Origin of the sequence: Micromonospora chokoriensis (genome assembly GCF_900091505.1) — a bacterium.
In the GTDB taxonomy this organism is placed as follows: domain Bacteria; phylum Actinomycetota; class Actinomycetes; order Mycobacteriales; family Micromonosporaceae; genus Micromonospora; species Micromonospora chokoriensis.
Window position 1 is genome coordinate 6,374,133 of sequence record NZ_LT607409.1, and the last position, 23,104, is coordinate 6,397,236.

Consider the following 23,104-nt stretch of genomic DNA (forward strand, 5'->3'; position numbering starts at 1 on the left):
CGCTCCCACGAGGAGGTCCCGTGCCACAACCGGACTGGTCACCCCCGATGAGCCGGCGCCGACGCCGGCTCATCGCCGTCCTGGCGACGACGGCGACGGTCGCCGCGCTGCTCCCCACCGGCGTGAGCACCGCGGCCCCCACCGGCAACGCGGCGTCCGCCGAGCGCACGTCCGGACCGTTCGCCGAGGGCCACGAGCCCGCCGACGCCGACAACCGCACCGGTACGGCGGCACCCGACTCCCGCCAGCGCGGCCTGGCCCGCGCCGCCGACCCCGACGTCCGGTGGAACCGGCTCGGCACCCCGCAGGCGCTCGGCCCCGGTCGCACCCCACTCGCCACCGGGCTGCCCGCCGACCCGGAGGCCGCCGCCCGCGCCTATCTGACCGCCAACCGCGACCTGTTCGGGCTGGACGCCGCCTCGGTGGCCGCCATGGACCGCGTGCTGGTCCGGCCGATCGGCAGCGGTGCCGTGGTCACCCTCCGGCAACGCTTCGGCGACCTGCCGGCCGGGCCGGACGGCCTCGTCACGCTCGCGGTCGCGGGCGGCACGGTGCTCTCGGTCAGCTCCTCGCTGGCCCGCGACGGTGGCACCCCCGCCCCGGCCACCCGCACCCCCGAGCAGGCGTACGCCGCCGCGCTCGCCGACGCCGGGCTGACCGCCGACGCGGTGGCCGGCCACACCATCCGGGCAGTGGCCGTACCCACCCCGGTGGACGGGCCACGGGCCGCGTACGAGATCACCATGATCGGCGCGGACACCGAGCACCCCGCCGCGTTCACCACCTACGTGGACGGCACCACCGGGCAGGTGCTGGTCCGCGAGGATCTCGTCGACTACGACTCCGACAACCCCAGCTGGGCGGTCTTCCCGGCCACCCCGCCCCGCGACCTCGGCCCGGGGCAGGACCCCCGGGTGCGGTGGTGCGCCGACCCGGTGCCCGGCTGCGTGGCCGCCTCCCGCGACCCGGCCACCGGCCAGCCGTGGGACGTCGACGCGGCGACCGGCACGCCGACGTACACCTCGCGCGGCAACTCGGCCAACACGGTGCTCTCCTGGGGCGCGAACACCCCTGTCGTCCCGGCCCCCACCAGCCCGGAACGCCGCTACGAGTATCCGTTCACCGACCAGTGGCACCAGGCGAAGTGCAACCCGGAGGTGTTCACCTCCGCCCAGCGCAACGACGCGGACGCCTCGATCGCCAACCTCTTCGCCATGCACAACCGGATGCACGACTGGTCCTACCGGTTGGGGTTCACCGAGTCGGCGTGGAACCTCCAGGCGGTCAACCTCACCCCGTCCGGGCTGGGCGGTGACGCCGAGCAGGGCCGCGCCCAGCAGGGCGCGTTGACCGGCAACCGCAACAACGCCAACCAGGGCACCCCGCGCGACGGGCTGCCGCCGACCACCAACATGTACCTGTGGCAGCCGCAGGCGGGCGGGCCGTACCCGCCGTGCGTGGACGGCGACTACGACATGACGGTGATCGGCCACGAGTACACCCACGCGATCACCAACCGGATGATCGCCGGCCCGGACAGCGGCATCAGCGGTCACCAGGGCGGGGCGATGGGTGAGTCCTGGGGCGACCTGCTCGCCGCCGAGTACCTCTTCCAGCACGGGCTGCGCGCACCCGGCGAGACGCCCTTCGTCACCGGCGGCTACGTCACCGGCAACCTGGTCAGCGGCATCCGCAACCACGACCTCAGCCGTAGCCCGCTGAACTACTCCGACATCGGCTACAACACCGGTGGACCGGCCGTGCACGCCGACGGGGAGATCTGGGGCGCCACGAACTTCCGGGTCCGCTCCGCGCTGGTGAAGCGGTACGGCCTCGGCACCCCGCAGCGGCAGCTCGACTGCGCACAGGGGAAGGTGGCCGCCGACCAGTGCCCGGGCAACCGGCGCTGGTCGCAGCTGGTCTTCGACTCGTTCCTGCTCCAGGCCGCCAGCCAGGTCAGCATGCTGGACATGCGGGACAACATGCTCACCGCCGACCTGCTCCGCTTCGGCGGCGCCAACCAGGACCTGATCTGGGCCGAGTTCGCCCGCTCCGGGATGGGCCGGGACGCCGCCACCAACGGGGCCGGCGACACCGACCCGACGCCGAGCTTCGCCTCACCGCGCGGCGGCAACGCCACGCTCACCCTGCGCCCGCGCGGGGACAGCGCCGACGCCCCCATCCGGGTGTACGTCGGGGCGTACGAGGCTCGGGCCACGCCGATCGCGGACACCGACCCGGCCACGGCGATCCCGGACACCGTTGACCTGGTGGCCGGGACGTACGACCTGCTCGCGGTCGCGCCCGGCTTCGGCCACCAGCGGCTCGGCGTGGTCGCCACGGCCGGCAAGCAGGGCTACGTCGACCTGCGGATGAGCCGCAACCTGGCGTCCACCGCATCCGGGGCGACGATCACCGGTGACGGGGTCAACCTGGACCGGATCGGCGACGACACCGAGGCGACGAACTGGGCCTCGCTGGACGGGGTGGCCGGCCGGCAGGTCACCGTGGCGTTGCCGGGCGACGGCCCGCACCCGGTCAAGCGGGTGAACGTCAGCGCGATGCTGCGCCCGGCGATCACCGGCGACGCCGACACCGGCAGTCAGAACGCGCTCAGCGCGCTGCGCTCGTTCGCGGTGTCCGCCTGCGACGCGACGACCACCGACTGCGCGGATCCGGCGCGGTGGAAGCGCGTCTACACCAGCGCGGGCGACGCGTTCCCCGGCGGGGCGTACCGGGCGTACGTCCGGGACATCAACCTGCGGGCGTTCGCGGTGCCCACCACCGTCGCCACCCACCTGCGGCTGGAGGTGCTGGCCAGTCAGTGCACCGGCGGTCCGCAGTACGCGGGCGAGCAGGACGCCGACCCGGCCACGACGACGGACTGCGCGACCGCCAGCCCGGCCCGGAGCCAGGTCAGGATCGCCGAGTTCCAGGCGTTCTCGACGTGACACAGTGGGGGCCGGCGGCAGGTCGCCGGCCCCCACTGTCCTCGGTCAACGGCGGGCCGGTCGCCACCTGTCGACGGCGGGGCGTTCCCACCGCCGATCCACCGGCGGGCCGTCGGCCTCGTCCGGCTGGTCGCCCGGAGCCCGAGTCAGGTGCCGCAGCCGCAGCAGCAACCCCATGCCGAGGAAGAGCAGCAGCGCGCCGAGCAGGAAGGCGGCCTGCACCACACCGAACCCACCCGACTGCGACACCGGGCGGCCGGCGGCCGGTGGCGCGGCGTCGACCGGGTAGTCCGCCACCGGTTCCTCCCCGGCCGCGCTCTCCTCCACGGCCGGCTCGCTCGGCGGGTCGGTGGGCTCCGACGGGGTGACGCTCGCCCTCGGCTTGCTGGTCGGGGCGCCACCCGCGGCCACCACCGAACGGGTGGCGGTCTGCCGGGCCAGCAGGCGCGAGTTGGCGTCGTACGCCTCGGCCGCGAGGGTGACCCGTCCCTGGGTGACGTCCTCGGCGAAGGCCACCCGGTAGCGGGCGGTGACCGTGCGGCCCGGGCAGAGGGTGCCCGGGTCGAGCTGCCGGTCGGTGAGCCGGGCCACGTCGCCCTCGGTCCGGATCTCCAGGGGGAAGTCCCCGGCCTCCTCCACCCGGTCCATCTTGACCTGGTCGAGTCGCAGGCCCTGCACGCTCAGCACCATCGACCAGCGCACCTTCACGCAGCCTCCGCGCCGATCGGTGCGGGAGACGACGGCGGACACCGTGCGTACCTGCTCACCGGCGGTGAACCGGGCCGGCAGCCCACTCAGTTCGGTGGTGAACGCCGCCTGCGCCGGAGCGGTCAGTGCCAGCTCCACCCCGCTCAGACAGGCCAGCACCACCCCGACCCGCACCGCGTACCGCCACACCGTCACCACCGCCGTCCTCCGTTCGGTCGCCTCCACTGGGCAACGCTAGGAGCAGCGCGAGGGGCCGACCAGACGGGTGTGTTCGCACGGGGCGGTAAGGACGGGAGGGGTTTTCACCGACCGTGGTGAACCGGTCACCACTCCCCCGCGACACGCCCGGAGTCGGGCCGCTGGGACAATCGGCGACGTGTCCGAGCTCTCCCGCACGTTCGTCCGGCTGCATGCCCGGCTCACCCCCGTCGCGTTCGTCCCCGAGGTTCGCCTGCACCAGGCGGACGAGCCGATCGGGCTGTGGGAGCTGACCGAGGGCCAGTTCTCCACCGACCGGCCGCCGCCGTTCTGGGCGTTCGCCTGGGCCGGTGGGCAGGCGCTCGCCCGCTACGTGACCGACCACCCGGAGCTGGTCGCCGGCCGCCGGGTGCTCGACCTCGCCTCCGGCTCCGGCCTGGTGGCCATCGCCGCCGCCCGCGCCGGAGCGGCGTCCGTGCGGGCCGTCGAGGTCGACGAGCTGGCGGTCGCGGCCGTCGCCCTCAACGCCGAGGCCAACGGGGTACGCGTCGACGCCGAGTTCGGCGACATCCTCGACGGCGACGCGGGGGACGCCGAGGTGGTGCTGGCCGGTGACGTCTTCTACAGCGATGCGATGGCCCGCCGGTTCCTGCGGTTCCTGCTCCGTGCCACCCGGGCCGGCGCACCGGTGATCGTCGGTGACCCCGGCCGGGCGTTCCTGCCCCGGGACCGCTTCGACGAGCTGGCCGTGTACGACGTGCCGGTGCCGGAGGCGTTGGAGAGCGTCCGGGTGAAGCGCACCACCGTCTGGCGACTGCGGGCCGGGCTGCCGGGGGCCTCCGGCTAGCGTGTCCGGGTGCTGTTCCGCAGCTGGGCGCAGGTGGCCGACCCCGCGTGGCCGGACGTGGCCCGGGTGCCGGACCACGTCGGCGGCACCCACCTGGTCGTCACCCGACACGCGTTGGTCCGTCAGGTCCTCGCCGACCCGGTCACCTACCGGCCCGACAACGCGCTGGACGCGGTGACGCCGATGCCGGTGACCGCCCTGCGGGTGCTCGCCGGGCACCGGTTCCGGCTGCCGCCGACGCTCGCGAACAACTCGGGCGTCAGCCATCCGCAGATCCGGGCGATCGTCGCGGACGCGTTGCACCCCTCCCGGGTCGCCGCGCAGCGGCAGTGGCTCACCGCGCTGGTGCGGGGCCGGGTCGCCCGGCTCGCCGCCGCGCTCGACGCCGACGAGCCGGTGGACCTGTACGCGGACCTCGCCGCCGACCTACCGCTGCTGGTGCTGGCCCGGTTGGTGGAGTTGCCGGACGCCCCGGTCGGCGCGGTCAAGGAGTTCGCCCGTGCCGCGCTGGAGTTGTTCTGGGCACCGCTGGACGCCGACCGGCAGGTGGCGCTCGCCGCCGAGGTGGGCCGGTTCCACCACGTACTGCGGGACTTCGCCGCCACCGGCGGCGGCCTGGCGGCCGAGTTGCGCGCGGCCGGGCACCCGCCGGACGTGGTGGTCGGCGCGCTGTTCTTCCTGCTGGTCGCCGGGCAGGAGACCACCTCCCAGTTCCTCACCCTGCTGCTGCACCGGCTGACCGGCGAACCGGCGGTACGGGCCGGTCTGCGCAGCGGCGAGGTAGCCGTCGCCGACGTGGTGGAGGAGGGGCTGCGGCTGGAGCCGCCCATCGTCACCTGGCGGCGGGTGGCGGCGACGGACAGCACCCTGGGCGGGACGGTGGTGCCGGCCGGCAGCAGCCTCGTGCTGTGGTTGGGTCGCGCCGGCCGGGATCCCTTGGTCGTCCAGTCGCCCGACGAGTTCCGCCCGGGCCAGCGCGGGTCACGCCGGCACCTGGCGTTCGGGGCGGGCGCGCACCGCTGCGTCGGCGACGTGCTGGCCCGCATGGAGGCGGCCGTGGTGGTGGCCGAGGCCGCGCCGCTGCTGGACGGGGTACGGGTGGTCCGTCCGCCCTGGTGCCCGGACAATCTGACCTTCCGGATGCCGGACGCCTTCGTCGTGCGGCGTTCGCCGGTCGCACCGGCCTGACCGGATCCTCACATCGCTTCGGTAGGTTTCCGGGCGTGTCAGCGACCCCTGCTCGTCGAAGCCTCTCCGCCGTAACGCTTCTGGCCCTGCTGGTGCTGAGTGGCTGCGCAACCGGCCCGGCGCACGCCCGGCGGATCTCCGCGCACCAGCCGACCCCGTCCGCCTCGTCGTTCGCGCCGTCCGCCCCACCGTCCCCCTCACCGTCCGCGACGCCGACACCCGCCCCCGGGAGTCTGGACTGGTACCTGTCGCAGGTGCCGACCTTCCCCGACGCGCCACCGCCGCAACCGGTGCCGCTGCCCCCCACGACCGGCTCGGCCCCGTTCTGGCACCGTCTGCCGACCGACCAGAAGGTCGCGTTCATCACCATCGACGACGGCGGCCTGGCCCGCCCGAGCGACGTGGCCGACTTCGTCTGGCGGGCGCGCATCCCGGTCACAATGTTCCTGAACTCCCCGGCGGCGGAGGAGCACCCGGAGTACTTCCGGCAGATCCAGGTCGCAGGCGGGGTCGTCGAGAACCACACCATCAACCACACCTCGCTGGCCGGCCGGTCGTACGACTACCAGAAGCGGGAGATCTGCGGGGCGGCGGACAGACTGGAGGCGCTGTTCGGCAAGCGGGCGACACTGTTCCGCCCACCGTTCGGCGAACACGACAGCACCACGTTGAAGGCCGCCCACGACTGCGGCGCGAAGGCGGTGGTGCACTGGACCGAGACGGTGCACGAGGGGAAGGTGCGCTACCAGACCCCGGAGAAGGTGGTGCGACCCGGTGACGTGCTGCTCATGCACTTCCGGCCGGCGCTGATGGACGACCTCCTCGCGGCACTGAAGGCGATCCACCGTGCCGGGCTCACCCCGGCGCTGCTGGAGGACTACGTGCTCTGAGCCGGCCGGGGCATGACGAAAGTCAGGGTCGGGAGGTGCCGTTCGGGCGCGGTGCGGCAGCGGGTCGCTCGCCTAGCGTCAACGCATGATCACATTACGTGGGTTGACGAAACGCTTCGGCGCGACAGTCGCTGTCGACGCGTTGACAGTCGACATCGCGCCCGGTCGGGTCACCGGGTTCCTCGGCCCCAACGGCGCCGGCAAGTCCACCACCATGCGGATGGTCCTCGGGCTGGACCGCCCCACCGCCGGGCAGGCCCTGGTGGGCGGGCGCGCGTACCGGGAGTTGCGCCGGCCCCTGCACGAGGTGGGGGCACTGCTCGACGCCCGGGCCACTCACCCGACCCGGTCCGGCCGCGCGCACCTGCTGGCCATGGCCCGCAGCAACGGCATCCCCACCCGCCGGGTGGACGAGGTGCTGGACACCGTCGGCCTGGACGGGCGGGCCGCCCGGAAACCCGGGCGAACCCTCTCCCTCGGCATGGGCCAGCGGCTCGGCATCGCCGGCGCGCTGCTCGGCGACCCGCCGGTGCTGATGTTCGACGAGCCGGTGAACGGCCTCGACCCGGACGGGGTGCGCTGGGTACGTCACCTGATGCGCTCGCTTGCGGACGAGGGACGGACGGTCTTCGTCTCCAGCCACCTGATGAGCGAGATGCAGCTCACCGCCGACCAGCTCGTGGTGATCGGTCGGGGACGGCTGCTCACCGACGCGCCGACCGACGAGGTGATCGCCGGCAGCGCCGTCGCGGTCCGGGTCCGCAGCCCGCACCCGGACGGCCTGGCCGCCCTCGCCGCGCGCCTCACCGCCGCCGGCGCGACGGTCACGGCCGCCGACCGCACCGAGCTGACCGTCACCGGCGTGACCGTGGACCAGGTCGGGGACCTGGCCCACGACCTGGGGGTACGACTGCACGAGCTGAGCCCGCACGGCGCGTCACTGGAAGAGGCGTTCATGGAACTCACCGCCGACAGCGTCGAGTACGCGGGCGGACCGACCGGAGGTGGCGCGCGATGAGCACCAGTACCCGTGGTGGCGTCGTGGCCGCCGAGTGGACCAGGCTCTCCTCGGTGCGCAGCACCTGGTGGACGGCTCTGGCCGGGTTGTTGGTGACGGCCGCCGGTGCCGGCCAACTGGCCATCTACGCCGCCAACGCCAACACCAACGACGACCCGGCCGACGACCGGGGAATCGTCACCGTGGGCAGCGTGCTGATCGACTCGGTCGAGATGACCCAGTACGTGGTGCTGGCGCTCGGCCTGCTGGCGATCACCTCCGAGTTCACCAGCGGCACCATCCGGACCACGTTGCAGTGCACCCCGTCGCGTGGCCGCGTACTGCTGGGCAAGGCAGTGGTCGCCGGAGCTGTCACCTTCGCCCTCGGTCTGCTGCTCGGCGGCGTCGGCGCCCTGGTCGCCCGGCCGGTGCTCGGCGAGTGGGGCAGCGCCCCGGCCGCCGAGACGATCGGCGACATCGTGGCGGTGGCGGTCTACCTGGCGTTGATCGGCGTGCTCGCGCTGGGCCTCGGCGCGGCGCTGCGCAGCGCGGTCCTGACGCTCACCGTGCTGCTGGCCACCCTGATGATCGTGCCGCTGTCCCTCCAGGAGCCGGACATCGACGTGTTGACCCGGATCGCCGACGTGTTCCCCGGCGTGGCCGGCGGTCACTTCCTGGCCGGGGACACCGAGCCGTACCCCAGCCTGGTCGGGTTGCTCCTGCTCGCCGGGTGGGCGGGCGCCGCGCTCCTGCTGGGCCGGGCCGCGTTGCGCCGCCGCGACGCGTGACGCCGCGGCTGAGCGGGGGCACACTGCCTCCGCTCAGCCGTCGACCAGCCCCGCCTCGTACGCGAGGATCGCCGCCTGCACCCGGTTGCGCACGTCCAACCGGGTGAAGATGCTGGTCAGGTAGCTCTTCACGGTGCCCTCCACCAGGTGCAGCCGGCGGGCGATCTCGGCGTTGGACAGCCCGGCCCCCACCAGGGCCAGCACCTCCCGTTCCCGCTCGGTCAACCCGGCGGTACGGTCCCGCGCCACGGGTCGGCGGGCCAGCCGCCCGGCGCCTAGCTCGATCACCCGGCGGGCCACTGTCGGCGACAGGTACGCGCCACCGTCCGCGACCGCGCGCACCCCCGCGATCAACTCACGCGGGTCGCCGGCCTTGAGCAGGAACCCGCTCGCCCCGTGCCCGAGGGCCCGCGCCACGTGGTCGTCCTCGCCGAACGTGGTCAGCATGACCGTCGCGGTCTCCGGCACGATCCGACGGATCTCGGCGGCCGCCGCCAACCCGTCCAACCGGGGCATCCGGATGTCCAGCAACGCGACCCGCGGCCGATGCGCACGGACCAGCTCCACCGCCTCGTGCCCGTCGCCGGCCTCGGCGACCACCTCGATGCCGGGATCGGCGGCGAGGATGGCCCGGACCCCGGCGCGGATCATCGCCTCGTCGTCGGCCAGGACCACCCGGACCCGCTCCGCGCCGGCCGTGTCGCTGTTCACTACGCGATCCACTCCTTGCTGGCCAACCGGCCGTCGGTGAAACAGAGCCGCCAGGTCGGCTGCGCGAGGGGGAAGTTGCCGTCGGTGTAGTACTCGCAGCCGTCCCGGTCGGCGGTCGTCGGGCGTTCCAACTGCCGGCGGGGCAGGCCGGCCAGCTCCGACCGGGCCGTACCGAGGCGCATCTGGTCGAACGTGGCCCGGTCCAGCACCGTGCCCGCCGTCGCCACGGGGTAGTAGACGAGCGAGAGCACCAGGGCGAACCCGACCGGGGCCAGCAGCGCCACCAGCAGACTGCGCCGCACCCGTCGGCGGGCGTCGTGCAGCCGCCGCTCGGCGTCCACCGGCCGCTCCGACGGGCCGGGCTCCCCCACCGCGTCGGGCTGCGCCGGGTCGGACGGTGCCGCCGGGCCCGTCCCGGCCGCGCTCTCCACCGGCCCGGTGGCCGGCAACGCCGCCCGCACGGCGAAACCACCGTCGGTACGAGGGCCGGCGTGCAGCGTTCCACCGGCGAGACGGACCCGCTCGGCGAGGGCGAGCAACCCGCTGCCCTGCGACGGCGGGGCGGGGAGCGGCCCTTCCGGCGGGGCGTCGTTGACGACGGCCACCTCCACCCGGTCACCCGAGCGGGTGACCGACACCTCGACCGGAGCGCCGGGCGCGTACCGGGCGGCGTTGGTCAACGCCTCCCGCACGATCCGGTGGGCGGCGTGACCGGTCATCGCCGGTAGCTCCGCGACCGCCGGGGTCGCCTCCATCCGGACCGCCATGCCGGCCTCCCGGGCGCCCTCGACCAGCTCGGCGACGGTCTCCCCGCTCGGCCGCACCGACGCGCCCCCGTCCTCACGGAGCAGTCCGATGATCTCGTGCAGGCGCTCGGTGGCGGCGGAGACACTCGCGCGCAACTCCCCCGCCGCCGCCCGGTGCCGGTCGTCGAGGTCGGCGGCGACCTCCAGGGCGGCGGCCCGCAACGCGATCAGGCTGAGGTCGTGACCGAGCGAGTCGTGCATCTCCCCGGCGATCCGGGCCCGCTCGCGCAGCCGGATCCGTTCGGCGGCGCCGCGCTGCTCCCGGGTCGACGCCTCGACGTGCCGCCGACCGGCGTCCGCCAGCTCCTGCTGCTGACGCCGGTACCGGCCGACCAGCCAGGGGAACACGGCGGCGAAGAGCAGCACCGAGGCGAGCAGGAACCAGGTGGCCGCGCCGGTGCCGAGCAGCCCCAGGTTGAGCGCCGTGCCACCGCCCACGATCAGCACGAAGACACCGGCCGCCGGACCCACCGACGCGGTGCGCCGCCCGGCGAGGTAGCTGAAGACCGGAATCGCGAACGCGAAGTTGCCGTCGACCACCGACCCCAGCACCACCAGCACGGGGGCGAGCAACGGCTGACGTCGACTCGCCACCACCGCCGCGCCGAGCACCACCATCTTGCCGACGACCAACGGCACCGCGTACGGCGCGTAGGGCGGGCTGAAGCCGGCGTAACCCACCGGGGCGGCGACCACCGCCCAGAGCAGCACGTCCGACAGCAGGCGACGCCGCCGGTCCAGCCGGCCCGGCGACGAGTCGAGGATCCGCACGGCGGTCAGGCTACCCACGCCCGACCTGCGCGGACACCGACGAAAGTCAGGTGTTCAGCCGCTCTCCTCGGCCCAGACCCGCCAGTCGTCGAGCACACCGTGCAGCGCCGGGGTGAGCCAACCCGGGGCGGACCGCCGGAACACCCCCGGGTCCATCGCACCGGCACCGTCGGGCACCGCGCCGAGCAGGTTCGGCACCAGATCCGTCAGATTCGTCCAGTGCACCAGCTCCGGCCGCGCCGGCCAGGCGCCGATCACCACACCGGCCGGCACGGCACGGCGGTCCAGCGCCTCCAGGGTCAACGCCGTGTGATTGAGCGTGCCCAACCCGGCACGGGCGACCACCACCGCCGGCGCGCCCAGCGACACCGCCAGGTCGGCCATCGTCCACGGCTCCCCCGACGGACGCAGCCCCATCGGCACCAGCAGCCCACCCGCGCCCTCGACCAGCACCAGGTCGTGCTTGTCGACCTCGTCACGCACCGCGTCCACCGCCGTGTACAGCTCCAACGGCGGCAGATCGGCGACCCGGGCGGCAGCCAGCGGAGCCAGTGGATCGGGATAACTGGCCAGGGTCCGCCCGGTCAGTGGAGCGGCCAGCCGGTTGACCGCGTCCACGTCGCCCGGCTCACCACCCGCCGTACCGGTCTGACCCGGCTTGACCACCGCCACCCGCAGCCCGGCGGCCTGCGCGGCGGCCGCGATGGTCGCCGTCACCACCGTCTTGCCGACCTCGGTGTCGGTCCCGGTGACCAGGACCGGCCCCTCCCATCCGGTCACCGTGAGACCTTCGTTCGCGACTGCGGGGCTCGCAAGACCGGCTCACTCCTCGCGCTCACTGGGGGCCTCCCCCGGGGCACACTCCACGATGACGTCCAGGGCCCGCTCGAACGCCGCCCGCGGCACCCCGGCGCTGACCGTGAGTCGCAGGCGGGACCGGCTGTCCGGGGTGGACGGCGGCCGGAAGCAACCCACCGCGACACCCTGGTCACGGCAGTCGGCGGCCCAGGCGGTCGCCGCCTCCGGGCCGGGAGCCGTCACCGAGATCACCGCCGCGTCCGGCGCGGAGACGGTCAACCCCGCCGAGCGCAGTCGACCGACCGCCGACGCCACCCGGTCGGCCAGCTCCACCCGCAGGTCGTCGCCGACCCGGGTCAGCCGCAGCGCGGCGTGCACACCGGCGGCGACCGCCGGGGGCAGGGCCGTGTCGAAGATGAACGTTCGTCCCGTCTCGACCAGGTGCCGGACGAACTCGGCCGGGCCCGCGACCACGCCACCCGCGCCGCCGAGCGCCTTGGACAGGGTGGCGGTGACCACCACGTCCGGCTCACCGGCCAGTCCCGCCGCCGCCACCCCGCCGGCGCCGGCCGGACCTGTCACACCCAGCGCGTGCGCGTCGTCGACCAGCAGCAGCGCGCCGTGCCGGCGGGCCACGGCGTGCAGCCGGGTCAGCGGGGCGAGGTCACCGTCGACCGAGAACACCGACTCGGTCACCACCACCGCCGGACGCCCCGGAGCGGCGGCGAGCGCGGCGGCCACCGCGTCCACGTCGGCGTGCGGGGTGACCACCGTCTCCGCACCCGAGATCCGGCAGCCGTCGATCAGGGACGCGTGGTTGTGCGCGTCCGAGACGAGCAGCGTCCGAGGTTGGACGAGCGCCCGCAGCGCACCCAGGTTCGCCAGGTAGCCGGAGGAGAACACGAGTGCCCGGTCGGTGCCCAGCCACTGCGCCAGCTCGGTCTCCAACGCCTCGTGCGCGTCGGTGGACCCCCGCACCAGGCGCGACCCGGTCGCCCCCAGCCCGTACGCCGACAGCGCCGCCGCGGCTGCGGCGGTGACCTCCGGGTGGGTGGCCAGGCCGAGGTAGTCGTTGCCGGCCAGATCGGTCATCTGATCGGCGGCGGGACGCGGACGCAGTCGCCGGGTCAGCCCGGCCTTCGCCCGAAGGTCCGCGCGGCGGTCGAGCGCCGCCAGCCAGTCCGCCACGTCACCCCTTCACCGCCGTCCGTGCCGGTCGCCCCGACATCCGCCGGGCGAAATTACCACCCACCGCCGACGCCCGACGGATCCCACTCGCCCGCAGGTATAGGGGCTGCCAGGTCATTCCGGCCGGTCGGGCCGCCTTGTAGGGTACGAGCCATGCCAGAGATCCTCGACCAGGCCCGGACCCAGGTCCTCGGTGACGGCGTCGGCCTCGACCAGGCCGGCATCCTCGCCGTGTTGAACCTGCCCGACGAGCACCTCCCCGCCGCCCTGCAACTCGCGCACGACGTGCGGATGCGCTGGTGCGGTCCGGAGGTCGAGGTCGAGGGGATCGTCTCGCTGAAGACCGGCGGCTGCCCGGAGGACTGCCACTTCTGTTCCCAGTCCGGCCTGTTCACCTCCCCGGTGCGCTCGGTGTGGCTGGACATCCCGTCGCTGGTCGAGGCTGCGAAGCAGACCGCCGCGACCGGGGCGACGGAGTTCTGCATCGTCGCGGCGGTCCGCGGCCCGGACGCCCGGCTCATGAAGCAGATGCGCGAGGGCGTCGCCGCCATCAGGGCGGCTGTCGACATCCAGGTCGCCGCGTCGCTGGGCATGCTCACCAAGGAGCAGGTCGACGACCTGGTCGACATGGGTGTGCACCGCTACAACCACAACCTGGAGACCTGCCGCTCCTACTTCCCGAACGTGGTCACCACGCACTCCTGGGAGGAGCGCTGGGAGACGCTGCGGATGGTCCGCGACTCCGGCATGGAGGTGTGCTGCGGCGGGATCCTCGGCCTCGGCGAGACCGTCGAGCAGCGGGCCGAGTTCGCCGCGCAGCTGGCCGAGCTGAACCCGCACGAGGTGCCGTTGAACTTCCTCAACCCGCGTCCGGGCACCCCGCTCGGTGACCGCCCGGTGGTGGAGGGCAAGGACGCGCTGCGGGCCATCGCCGCGTTCCGGCTGGCCATGCCGCGCACCATCCTGCGGTACGCGGGCGGCCGGGAGATCACCCTCGGTGACCTGGGCACCCGTGACGGTCTGCTCGGTGGCATCAACGCGGTGATCGTCGGCAACTACCTGACCACGTTGGGTCGACCGGCGACCGCCGACCTGGAGTTGTTGGAGGAGCTGAAGATGCCGGTCAAGGCGCTCTCCGCCACGCTGTGACGACGATGACGACGACCGGGCCGTGGTGCGACAGGTGCGGTGAGCCGGCGACGGCCACCGCCCACCCGGCCTGCGCCACGGCTCGTCAGTTGGAGCCGCCCCGGTTCTGTCCCCGGTGCCGGCGTCGGATGAAGGTCCAGGTGCTGCCGGTGGGCTGGTCGGCGATCTGCGTCGAGCACGGCGACGTGCGGGGCTGACGCCGATGCTGCGTGGGCGGGCGGTGACCCTGCGACCGGCGACGGAAGCGGACGTGCGGGCCCTCGCGGCGATCCGGGCCGAGCCGGAGGTCCGTCGGTGGTGGCGCGGCAGCGACGACCTGACCGGCGCCGTCCGCGCCGACCTCGGCGACGACGACCTGCACGTGTACGCGATCGAGCACGACGGCCAGGTGGTCGGCGCGATCCAGTGGTACGCCGAGACCGACCCGGACTACCGCCACGCCAGCCTGGACGTCTTCCTCGACCCGGCGGTACGCGGCGCCGGTCTGGGTGTGGACGCGATCCGCACCCTGGCCCGGCACCTCATCGACGAGTACGGCCATCACCGTTTCACCATCGACCCGGCGGCGGCGAACAGCGCCGCGATCCGCGCGTACGCCAAGGTGGGTTTCCGTCCGGTGGGGGTGCTGCGCCGCTACGAGCGCGGCGAGGACGGGCGGTGGCACGACGGTCTGCTGATGGATCTGCTCGCCGACGACCTGGTGGAGTGAGCGGGCGGCGCACCCGTGTCGGCGCGCCCGCCCCGGCAGATGCGAGCCGCACTGCTGTTCGCTACATATACCCCATAACACCCAAAGCGGACTTATCGTGCCCTAGTGGGCGTGGACACCAGAGCAGCAGACCGGAGCGCCGGCCCAGTCCTCGCGGGCCGGTTCCGCGGCGACATCGAAGGGCTGCGTGGGCTTGCGCTCGCCCTGGTGCTGGTCGGGCACGCGGGCGTCGCCGCCCTCCCGGCCGCCTTCGTGGCCGTCGACGTCTTCTTCGTGATCTCCGGCTTCCTGATCACCGGCCTCCTCGTCGACGAGATCCGCCGGACCGGCCGCGTCCGCATCGTCGACTTCTACGTCCGCCGCGCCAAGCGGTTGCTGCCGGCCGCCAGCGTCGTCCTCGTGGCGAGCCTCCTGCTCACCTACCTGTTCCTGCCCCCGATCCGCTGGTCCGAGACGGCACGGGACGCCCTGGCCAGTGCCGCCTACGCGATGAACTGGCGTCTCGTCGAGCAGTCGACCGACTACCTGCGGTCCGAGGAGGCTCCCAGCATCCTCCAGCACTACTGGTCGCTCGCCGTGGAGGAGCAGTTCTACCTGGTCTGGCCGCTGCTGCTGCTCGCCGTCGCCCGATACGTCACGCGCCGCACCTCAGCGCGTACCGGCACGCGGCGACCTCTCCCGCGTAGCCGCCCGGGCCGTCACCGCCGACCGTTCCTCGGCGACCGGACGGCCCCGTGGCTGCTCGCCGCCTTCGCGGTGGTCGGCGTCCCGTCGCTGGCGTGGTCGATCCACCTGAGCCAGAGCGAACCCGCCCGGGCGTACCTCGTCACCACCACCCGCATGTGGGAACTGGCGTTGGGTGGTGCGCTGGCGATCCTGAGTGGGCACCTGACCCGTCTGCCGCGTTCCGCTGCGATCACGCTGGGCTGGGCCGGTATGGCCACCGTAGCCCTCGCCGCGATGCTGATCCGACCGGAGACGGCTGCCTACCCCGGGCACCTGGCGTTGCTGCCCACGCTCGGCGCTGTCGCGATCATCGCGGCCGGGCCCAGCGCCGGACGACACGGGCCGGCCCTCCTGCTCAACCGGCGGCCGACGCGTGCGGTCGGGGCGGTGTCGTACTCGTGGTACCTGTGGCACTGGCCACTGCTGGTGGTGGCGGAAGCGCGGTGGGGCCCACTGGGCACCACCGCCGGACTCGCGATGATCCTCTGCTCGGCGGTGCCGGCCGTGCTGACGTACCACCTGGTGGAGAACCCGTTCCGGTACGCACGGATCTCCAGAGCCCGGGTGCTGCGCATGGGACTGGTCGCCACCGGCATGACGGTCATCGCGGGAATCGGACTGCACCTGGCGGTCCGGCCACCCCCGTCCCCCGGCCCCGCCGAACTCGCCGGCGCCGTCCCGGGAGCGCCACCCGGGGACGGCCGGACCGGCGCGCCGGTGGACCGGTTCGCCCGCATCACACCCGATCCCCTGGGCGCCCGGGACGACCTGCCCGACGTCTACCGCGACGACTGCGTCACGCAGGCGCAGGACGCCAGCCTGCGCAGCTGCACCTACGGTGACCGGGACTCGGCGGTCGAGGTGGCGGTGGCCGGCGACTCACACGCGGCGCACTGGGTGCCCGCTCTCCAGGCCATCGCGACGGAGCGCGGGTGGCGACTGGTCACCTACATCAAGACCACGTGCTCCTTCCTGAAAGCGCCGATCACCGTCGCCGGGCGGTCGGACCCGAGCTGCACGGAGTGGAACAGCAGGTTACGCAGGGCCCTGACCGGCGAGCGGCGGCCCCGGCTGCTCATCGTCTCCAGCGTGACCCAGATCCCGTTGGTGGACGGCAGCACGCCACCGCCGGGCTCGGCGACCGCGGACGCGCAGACGGTGGCGTTGTCGGAGACCTGGTCCGAGGTGACCGCCGCCGGCCTGCCACTGGTGGTCATCCGGGACACCCCGTCGTTCACCGTGGACATGGCCGAGTGCGTGTCGGCCCATCGCGAACGGCTCACCGCCTGTGCGCAGCCCCGGGAGCGCGCGCTCGCCTGGGGCGTACCGCAGGAGCGCGCCGCAGCCGCGGTGCCCGACGCCCGCCTGGCCGACCTCAACGCGGTCATCTGCCCGACCGAACGGTGCCCCGCCGTCATCGGCGGTCTGCTCGTCTACCGCGACGCGCACCACCTGACCGCCACGTACGCCCGCAGCCTCGCCCCACAACTGCACGAGCGGTTGCGTCAGCTCGTGTCACCACGGCTGCCGTGACCAGCCGAAGCCGTGTGCGGGCGGGTTACCCGTCCCAGCACAGGTGCCCCACCCAGCCGCACCCGGTGGGCCGTGCCGTGCCCGACGGTCAGCAACTCCCCCACAGGTGTGACTGTGCCCGCGATACCGGGAGGTTATCCCGATCACCGGTGAGATCGTGGACAGTTGCCGTCCGCGCGGGACGGCAACTGTCCACGACCTCGTGGAACCGGTGGCTCAGACGACGGCGCAGGTGGTGTTGTTCACCGTGAAGGCCGTCGGCTTCGGGTTGGTGCCGCTGTGCGCGCCGTTGAAGCCGAAGCTCACCGACGCTCCGGGGGCGAGCGTGCCGTTGTAGGACAGGTTCGTGGCGGTGACCGCCGCGCCGCTCTGACTGACCGCCGCCGACCAGCCCTGACTGACGGTCTGCCCGCCGGTGAAGCTGAACCGCAGGGTCCAGCCGTTGATCGCCGTCGTGCCGGTGTTGGTGATCGTCACGTTGGCGGTGAAGCCGGTGTTCCAGTCGGTCGTGGCGTACCCCACCGAGCAGGTGCCCCCGACGGGCGGGGCCGCGGTGGTCACCGCGACCGGCGCGGACGCCGCGGAGGTGTTGCCGGCCGCGTCCACGGCCACCACGTAGAACTGGTACGCCGTGGAGGCGGTCAGCCCGGACACCGCCTGGGTGGTGCCGGTCGGTGAGCCGACCAGCACGTCGGTGGCGCCGGCCTCCCGGTAGACCCGGTAGCCGGTGACGCCCACGTTGTCGGTCGACGGGGTCCAGGCCAGGGTGAGCCCGGTGGCGGTGACCGCCGACGCGACCGGCGTACCGGGGGTGCTCGGCGCGGTGGTGTCGGTGGAGCCGGTCGGCGGTGTGGTCACGGTGAGCTTCGGTGAGGCCGCCGACGTGTTGCCGGCGCCGTCGCGGGCCACGACGGTGAACTCGTACGACGTCGCCGGCAGCAGCGTCGTGATGGTCACCGTCGTGCCGGTGACCGGCCGGACCACCACCGTGTCGCTGTTGACCTGGACCTCGCGGACGTCGTAGCCGGCCAGGCCACTGCCACCGGTGTCGGTGGACGCCGACCAGGTCAGCGTGACCGAGCGGGACGCGAGGTTGGACGCCACCGGGGTGCCCGGGACGCTCGGCGCGGTGGTGTCCGGCACCACCGGACCCGGCTCCTCACCCCAGACGCGGGTGGTGCCGGAGTACAGCGGGACCTTCCGGTTCGGCCCTGCGGTGGCCTGGTACGACGGGTCGTTCGTCGGGTCCCAGGTGCCGCCCTCCGGCACGCCGACCTTGAACTGCACCTCCATCCGGTGCTGCGACTGACCGGCCGGGGCGATGGTGTACCCGGTGCAGTCCACCTCGACATACCAGATGTCACCGCTGTACTGCTTGGCGGTGGTCGGGGACGGGCAGCCCTGGGTGTAGCCGGCGGTGACCTGCACCGGGCCGGTGCCGTCGGGCCGGAAGTAGTACCGGAACTTCCCGTCGGTCAGCGCCCGGGCCGGGAACGCGGACTTGTTGTAGACCATCACCTTGAGCCCGGTGGCCCGCGGCTCGGCCTGCGCCACAGTGGTCTCCACGGTCAGCTCGTCGATGTCCGGCGTCTCGGCGACGGGGAAGTTCGCCAGCGGCGTGCCCCCGTACTCGGAGGTCAGTCGGACCAGCGCGGAGGTGAAGCCGGCGTTGTAGTCGGTGGCGACCTCGTTCATCACGTAGTCCGACCGGCTGTCGCTGTACGCGTCGTTGGGCGACGACGGGCCACCGACCAGCGCTCCGTAGAGGGTGTGCCGGGTCTCCACGGGCACGGTCTGGCTGTCCCACCAGGAGCCGTGCGCGGTGCGGTGGTGCGGGTTCTTCGGTGGGTTGGCCCCGAACCCGATCACGTAGCTGGAGTTGCGCGGGTTGTCGCCCAGCGCGTAGTTGATCTGCCGGACGGCGAAGTCGTGGTAGCGCGCCTTGCGGGTGGCGTCGGTGGTCTTGTCGCTGTAGACCAGCGCGGCGAACGAGGTGTTGGCGGCGTAGCGCAGCGCGCCCCAGGAGTCGAGCACCGCCATCCCACCGGGCGAGTACGGAACCCGCTGCCCGTTCACGCCGACGGTCCAGTAGTCCAGCCACCGGTTGGCGTCGTCGACGTACTTCTGCTTGCCGGTCAGGTTGGCCAGCAGCACGTACGCGCCGAACTGCTTGTTGTCCCAGGCGATCGTCCACTTGTAGGAGCGGGTGGTGGTCTGGTTCTCGGTGCCGAGCTTGTCGTACTCGCTCTCGGCCTTGGCCAGGTAGCTGGCCTCGCCGGTGGCCCGGTGCAGCCAGATCGCGGCCCACACCAGCTCGTCCTGCCAGCCGCTCCACGAGCGGTAGAAGCTCGTCGCGTCGGTGATGCACTCGTGGTAGGACTTCCGCACCGTGTCGGCGAACGTGTAGAGCTGTTTGGCGTGGGTGAGCAGCTTGTCCGCGTAGGTCGCGTCGGTGGGTCGGAACACCATCGACGAGGCGGCCATCGCCGCCGCCGTCTCACCCGCCAGGTCCGCGCCGCCACAGCTCGCATCGATCTTGTACGCGGGCCGCGCCATCGGCATCACCTCGGCCGGACCCCACCACTTGTGGTCGTCGTCGCCCTTGCCGACCTGCCCGTAGAGGACGTTGGCCGACGGGTGCGCCTTGATGAAGTAGTCGTTGACGAACCGCAGGTTGTTGAGCAGGTGCGGCAGTTGCCCGGAGGAGGCGTAGCCGCTGCGGTACTCCACCGCGCCCCAGGCGAGCATTGTCGCGCTGAACGCCATCGGGAAGCCGAACTTGACGTGGTCGCCGGCGTCGTACCAGCCGCCGGTGAGATCCAGGCCCGCCCCGGCGCCGTCGGTGAGCGCGCTGTCGCCGCGCCAGGAGACCCGGTTCCAGTCCGGCAACCGGCCGGACTGCTGCGCCTCGTAGAAGAGCAGCGACTTCTGCAACGCCTCCGCGTAGTTGTAGGTCGCGGGTGCGGCCGCGGCCGGCGACGACGTCGGCCCGGTGACCACGAGGGACAGACCGGTGAGAAGGGCCACCCCGGCGGCCAGCAGCCGCCGTGGCCAGGGCTGGTCTCGCACCGGCTGCGCAGCAGACCGCCGGCGGATCCGTTCCGGGTAGGACATCGCGGACTCCTGTCGGTGGCGCCGCCGGGCAGCCCGACCGAGGCGGGACGGCTTCGGGTTGCTTCGGGTGCCCGGCGGCGGTGGTGGTGGAGCCGGGACGCGCCTCGGGAGCGCTCCCACAGATGAGCGTCAATCTAGCTGTCGGCTGACGCGTTGGGAAGAGCCAGCAGGTGGACCAGCCCACCCCCACGGTTCACGAGGCGGTCTCAGACTCCCCCAGGCACCCGGGCCGGCGACCCCAGAAAAGGGGACACACCGTTGCCGACCTGCTACTTCGCGCGAGACAGTACGACCATCAGCGGTGCCATCGACGCCGCCGTTCCCGGTCGACCCTGAGGAGAAGCGATGGCATTACGACTCGCCGACGGCACCGCCTGGTCCGAGGTCCTGGCCCGCGCGGTGGCCGCCACACCAGAGGCGTTCGGCGCCGAGGTGGACGGTGTGACCACTCTGCACAACCTGATCGAGGGCGAGTGGCGGGCGGACGGCCAGCCCGCCCCGGTCCGCACCCCGGTGGACAACACGGTCGTCATCAACCTGCCCCGACTCGACGCCGACACCGCCCGCGCCGCGGTCGCCCACGCCGCCGCCGCACACCGGGAGTGGGCACTGACCCCGCTCGCCGACCGTAAGGCCCGCGTCCGCGAGGCGCTGGCATCACTCACCGCCCACCGCGACCTGCTCGCCATGCTGCTGGTCTGGGAGATCGGCAAGCCCTGGCGGCTGGCCTGCGCCGACGTGGACCGGGCGCTCGACGGCGTCCGGTGGTACGCGGGCGAGATCGACCGGATGCTCGCCGACGGCCGCGAGCCGCTACCCGGCCCGGTCAGCAACATCGCGTCCTGGAACTACCCGATGAGCGTCCTGGTGCACGCCGAGCTGGTGCAGCTGCTGGCCGGCAACGCCGTCATCGCCAAGACCCCGTCCCAGGGCGGCGCGGTCTGTCTGACCGTCGCGCACGCGTTGCTGCGCCGCGCCGGCCTGCCCGCCACCCTCGTCAGCGGCGGTGGCGAGGAACTGTCCGAGGTGCTGGTCCGGGCACCCGAGATCGGCGCCGTCGCCTTCGTCGGCGGCCGTTCCAACGGCGGCAAGGTCGCCGCCGCGCTGCTCGACAGCGACAAGCGGCACTTCATCGAGCAGGAGGGCCTCAACGCCTGGGGCATCTGGAACTTCTCCCAGTGGGACGTCCTCGCCGCCCACCTCAGGAAGGGCTTCGAGTACGGCAAGCAGCGCTGCACCGCGTACCCCCGCTTCGTCGTGCAGCGCGACCTCGTCGACGAGTTCCTCGACATGTACCTGCCGGTCGTCCGCTCGGTCCGATTCGGCCACCCGCTCGCCGTCGGCGACGACTGGGCGGCCGGCGACCCGTTGCCCGGGCTGGACTTCGGGCCACTGATCAGCGCGGCCAAGGCCGACGAGCTGCACCGCAAGGTCGACGAGGCGGTACGCGGCGGCGCGGTGCCCCTGTACCGGGGCAAGCTCACCGGCGCGCCGTTCCTGCCCGGGCAGGACACCTCGGCGTACGTGGCGCCGTCGGTGCTGCTCGCCCCGCCCGGCCGGTCCCGGTTGATGCACGCCGAGCCGTTCGGGCCGGTCGACACGGTCGTCGTGGTGGACACCACCGACGAACTGCTGGCCGCGATGAACGCCTCCAACGGGGCGCTGGTCGCGTCGCTGGCCTGCGACGACACCGAGGAGGCCGGCAAGCTCGCCGTGGACCTGCAGGCCTTCAAGGTGGGCATCAACAAGCCACGGTCCCGGGGCGACCGGGACGAACCGTTCGGCGGTCGGGGCGCCTCCTGGAAGGGCGCGTTCGTCGGCGGCGACCTCCTCGTCCAGGCCGTGACCGTCGGCGGAGGCGATCGGCTCTACGGCAACTTCCCCGAGTACAGCAGCTACCCCGCCACCTGAGGCGAGGCGCGGATGGGCCCCTGCTATGCCCGTGGCGTCAGCAGGGAGCCCTTCCTCTGCGGGGTCAGCGGGACGGTCACGGTGAGCAACGCGCCGTCGCGTTCGGTCGAGTCGGGCCGACCCAACCGGCGCAGGGTACGCAGCATCGGGGTGTTCTCGGCCTGGACGTGCAGCACCAGCGCCGCGTACCCGGCCGTGTCGGCGTGCGTGACCAACCGGCGCAGCAACGCCGTGCCGAGCCCACGCCGCTGCCAGTCGTCGCGCACCAGCAGCGCCGCCTCGGCCTCGTCACCCTCACCGAGCAGGCTCGCCATGGCGACCACCGACTCGGCCGCACCGTCCGAGCCGGTGGCCACCACGACCAGAGTCAGCCCTCGACTCGGCTCCAGCAACCGACGCAACCGGTCCGGCCGCGGCAGCGCCGCCCCACCCAGGTATCGCCGGTGCCGGCTGCCCGGTGAACACCGCTCGTGCAGCTCCCGTACGCCGGGCAGGTCGTCGGCGCAGGCCGGGCGCACGGCCACCTCGACACCGTCGGGCAGCACCAGGGTGACCTGCTCGGCGGCCCGACGGACCACCGTGGCGGCCAGCTCGACCAGGGCCTGCGCCCGGGCGTACTCCGCCGGGGTGAAGTCGGGCGCGGCCCGGCGCAGCGCGAACGAGCCGCCCGCCGGGTCCGCCAACGCCATGCTCGCGCCGACGATCCCCCGTTCGACGCCGACCGATGCCGGACGCCAACTGACCGAGTCGGCGCCGAGCAGCGCCCGCAGCGCCTCGCCGGTCGCGTCCGGGTCACGCACCAGTCGGTTGGCCAGCCCGAGCACCCGGGTAGGCTGGTCGGCCAGGCCACGCGCCTCGCTGCGCGCCACCCAGCAGTCCCGGCCCCGACCCCGCTCGACGGCGGCGACCAGCTCGGCCTCGTCGAGCGCGTCCGGCGCGTCGACGAGGAAGTCGTCCACCGCGCCCTGTTCGGTGGGCTGCACCTGCACGGTGAGGATGTTGACCCCGCGCAACGCGAGGCTGGCCGTGAGCACCGACAGGTAACCCGGCCGGTCGTCCACTGTCGCTCGGATCCGCCACAACGTCATGGTTGGCTCCTCTCCCCGGTACGAGCCTCACCC

The 23,104-nt window shown here is 73.4% G+C and carries 18 protein-coding genes; 11 read left to right on the forward strand and 7 right to left on the reverse strand.

The window, feature by feature from the left end; translation table 11 throughout:
• The first annotated feature begins 20 nt into the window (after positions 1-20).
• Complete coding sequence (locus GA0070612_RS28895) at positions 21-2,951, forward strand: M36 family metallopeptidase (RefSeq protein WP_197699262.1); 2,931 nt, start codon at positions 21-23, stop codon at positions 2,949-2,951.
• 45 nt (positions 2,952-2,996) lie between these two features.
• Here the strand turns inward: GA0070612_RS28895 and GA0070612_RS28900 are convergent, their stop codons facing one another.
• Positions 2,997-3,884, reverse strand: coding sequence for a hypothetical protein (locus tag GA0070612_RS28900; protein ID WP_231924377.1), 888 nt, complete (start codon positions 3,882-3,884; stop codon positions 2,997-2,999).
• Positions 3,885-4,035: 151 nt separating this feature from the next.
• Between GA0070612_RS28900 and GA0070612_RS28905 the strand changes: the two genes are divergently transcribed.
• The 5 genes from GA0070612_RS28905 to GA0070612_RS28925 all read left to right on the forward strand — a co-directional run bounded on the left by GA0070612_RS28905 (position 4,036) and on the right by GA0070612_RS28925 (position 8,567).
• Positions 4,036-4,704, forward strand: a complete 669-nt coding sequence (locus GA0070612_RS28905; protein WP_088990789.1) for a class I SAM-dependent methyltransferase — start codon at positions 4,036-4,038, stop codon at positions 4,702-4,704.
• A gap of 9 nt (positions 4,705-4,713) precedes the next feature.
• Positions 4,714-5,892 (forward strand): cytochrome P450, encoded by a 1,179-nt coding sequence (locus GA0070612_RS28910; RefSeq protein WP_088990790.1) that lies wholly within the window; start codon positions 4,714-4,716, stop codon positions 5,890-5,892.
• 35 nt (positions 5,893-5,927) lie between these two features.
• Positions 5,928-6,782, forward strand: a complete 855-nt coding sequence (locus GA0070612_RS28915; RefSeq protein ID WP_231924378.1) for a polysaccharide deacetylase family protein — start codon at positions 5,928-5,930, stop codon at positions 6,780-6,782.
• An 85-nt stretch (positions 6,783-6,867) separates the two neighbouring features.
• On the forward strand, positions 6,868-7,800 hold the full coding sequence (locus GA0070612_RS28920; RefSeq protein WP_088990791.1) for an ABC transporter ATP-binding protein: 933 nt from the start codon (positions 6,868-6,870) through the stop codon (positions 7,798-7,800).
• A complete protein-coding gene (locus GA0070612_RS28925) occupies positions 7,797-8,567 on the forward strand; it encodes an ABC transporter permease subunit (RefSeq protein WP_088990792.1) in 771 nt (256 codons plus the stop codon). Before GA0070612_RS28920 ends, GA0070612_RS28925 begins: the two co-directional genes overlap by 4 nt.
• A 33-nt stretch (positions 8,568-8,600) precedes the next feature.
• Here GA0070612_RS28925 and GA0070612_RS28930 read toward each other — a convergent pair whose 3' ends face one another.
• Genes GA0070612_RS28930 through GA0070612_RS28945 form a run of 4 tightly spaced genes read right to left on the reverse strand, consistent with a single transcriptional unit; the run spans position 8,601 to position 12,841 of the window.
• Positions 8,601-9,218 carry a response regulator gene (locus tag GA0070612_RS28930; protein ID WP_231924719.1) on the reverse strand — a complete coding sequence of 206 codons (618 nt, stop codon included), beginning with the start codon at positions 9,216-9,218 and terminating at the stop codon, positions 8,601-8,603.
• Between the two features lie 59 nt (positions 9,219-9,277).
• The gene (locus GA0070612_RS28935) at positions 9,278-10,855 is read right to left on the reverse strand and encodes a sensor histidine kinase (protein ID WP_231924379.1); all 1,578 of its coding nucleotides are present in this window, start codon (positions 10,853-10,855) and stop codon (positions 9,278-9,280) included.
• A 54-nt stretch (positions 10,856-10,909) separates the two neighbouring features.
• On the reverse strand, positions 10,910-11,635 hold the full coding sequence (bioD, locus tag GA0070612_RS28940; RefSeq protein WP_088990795.1) for a dethiobiotin synthase: 726 nt from the start codon (positions 11,633-11,635) through the stop codon (positions 10,910-10,912).
• 42 nt (positions 11,636-11,677) lie between these two features.
• Positions 11,678-12,841, reverse strand: a complete 1,164-nt coding sequence (locus tag GA0070612_RS28945) for an 8-amino-7-oxononanoate synthase (RefSeq protein WP_088990796.1) — start codon at positions 12,839-12,841, stop codon at positions 11,678-11,680.
• Between the two features lie 153 nt (positions 12,842-12,994).
• On the opposite strand from GA0070612_RS28945, the gene bioB reads away from it, so the two are divergent.
• From bioB to GA0070612_RS28965, 4 genes are all read left to right on the forward strand, one after another.
• A complete protein-coding gene (gene bioB, locus GA0070612_RS28950) occupies positions 12,995-13,990 on the forward strand; it encodes a biotin synthase BioB (RefSeq protein WP_088990797.1) in 996 nt (331 codons plus the stop codon).
• Positions 13,991-13,995: 5 nt separating this feature from the next.
• Positions 13,996-14,187: a biotin synthase auxiliary protein BsaP gene (gene bsaP / locus GA0070612_RS28955; RefSeq protein ID WP_088990798.1), complete on the forward strand. Its 192-nt coding sequence runs from the start codon at positions 13,996-13,998 to the stop codon at positions 14,185-14,187.
• 5 nt (positions 14,188-14,192) lie between these two features.
• Positions 14,193-14,699, forward strand: a complete 507-nt coding sequence (locus GA0070612_RS28960) for a GNAT family N-acetyltransferase (RefSeq protein ID WP_088990799.1) — start codon at positions 14,193-14,195, stop codon at positions 14,697-14,699.
• Between the two features lie 111 nt (positions 14,700-14,810).
• Entirely contained in the window at positions 14,811-16,958 is a 2,148-nt protein-coding gene (locus GA0070612_RS28965; RefSeq protein WP_088991839.1) for an acyltransferase family protein, read from the forward strand.
• A 216-nt stretch (positions 16,959-17,174) separates the two neighbouring features.
• Here the strand turns inward: GA0070612_RS28965 and GA0070612_RS28970 are convergent, their stop codons facing one another.
• The gene (locus GA0070612_RS28970) at positions 17,175-20,072 is read right to left on the reverse strand and encodes a glycoside hydrolase family 9 protein (protein ID WP_231924380.1); all 2,898 of its coding nucleotides are present in this window, start codon (positions 20,070-20,072) and stop codon (positions 17,175-17,177) included.
• 345 nt (positions 20,073-20,417) lie between these two features.
• Here GA0070612_RS28970 and GA0070612_RS28975 point away from each other — a divergent pair, with 345 nt between their 5' ends.
• A complete protein-coding gene (locus GA0070612_RS28975; RefSeq protein ID WP_088990800.1) occupies positions 20,418-21,983 on the forward strand; it encodes an aldehyde dehydrogenase family protein in 1,566 nt (521 codons plus the stop codon).
• Positions 21,984-22,006: 23 nt separating this feature from the next.
• Here GA0070612_RS28975 and GA0070612_RS28980 read toward each other — a convergent pair whose 3' ends face one another.
• Complete coding sequence (locus GA0070612_RS28980; protein WP_088990801.1) at positions 22,007-23,071, reverse strand: GNAT family N-acetyltransferase; 1,065 nt, start codon at positions 23,069-23,071, stop codon at positions 22,007-22,009.
• Between the last annotated feature and the right edge of the window lie 33 nt (positions 23,072-23,104).

What these genes read in the sequence shown, in the direction of transcription:
- GA0070612_RS28920 (WP_088990791.1), top strand. Translation starts at nt 6,868, where the DNA reads ATGATCACATTACGTGGGTTGACGAAACGCTTCGGCGCGACAGTCGCT.
- GA0070612_RS28925 (WP_088990792.1), top strand. Translation starts at nt 7,797, where the DNA reads ATGAGCACCAGTACCCGTGGTGGCGTCGTGGCCGCCGAGTGGACCAGG.
- GA0070612_RS28930 (WP_231924719.1), bottom strand. Translation starts at nt 9,218, where the DNA reads ATGATCCGCGCCGGGGTCCGGGCCATCCTCGCCGCCGATCCCGGCATC.
- bioB (WP_088990797.1), top strand. Translation starts at nt 12,995, where the DNA reads ATGCCAGAGATCCTCGACCAGGCCCGGACCCAGGTCCTCGGTGACGGC.
- bsaP (WP_088990798.1), top strand. Translation starts at nt 13,996, where the DNA reads ATGACGACGACCGGGCCGTGGTGCGACAGGTGCGGTGAGCCGGCGACG.
- GA0070612_RS28960 (WP_088990799.1), top strand. Translation starts at nt 14,193, where the DNA reads ATGCTGCGTGGGCGGGCGGTGACCCTGCGACCGGCGACGGAAGCGGAC.
- GA0070612_RS28970 (WP_231924380.1), bottom strand. Translation starts at nt 20,072, where the DNA reads ATGTCCTACCCGGAACGGATCCGCCGGCGGTCTGCTGCGCAGCCGGTG.
- GA0070612_RS28975 (WP_088990800.1), top strand. Translation starts at nt 20,418, where the DNA reads ATGGCATTACGACTCGCCGACGGCACCGCCTGGTCCGAGGTCCTGGCC.
- GA0070612_RS28980 (WP_088990801.1), bottom strand. Translation starts at nt 23,071, where the DNA reads ATGACGTTGTGGCGGATCCGAGCGACAGTGGACGACCGGCCGGGTTAC.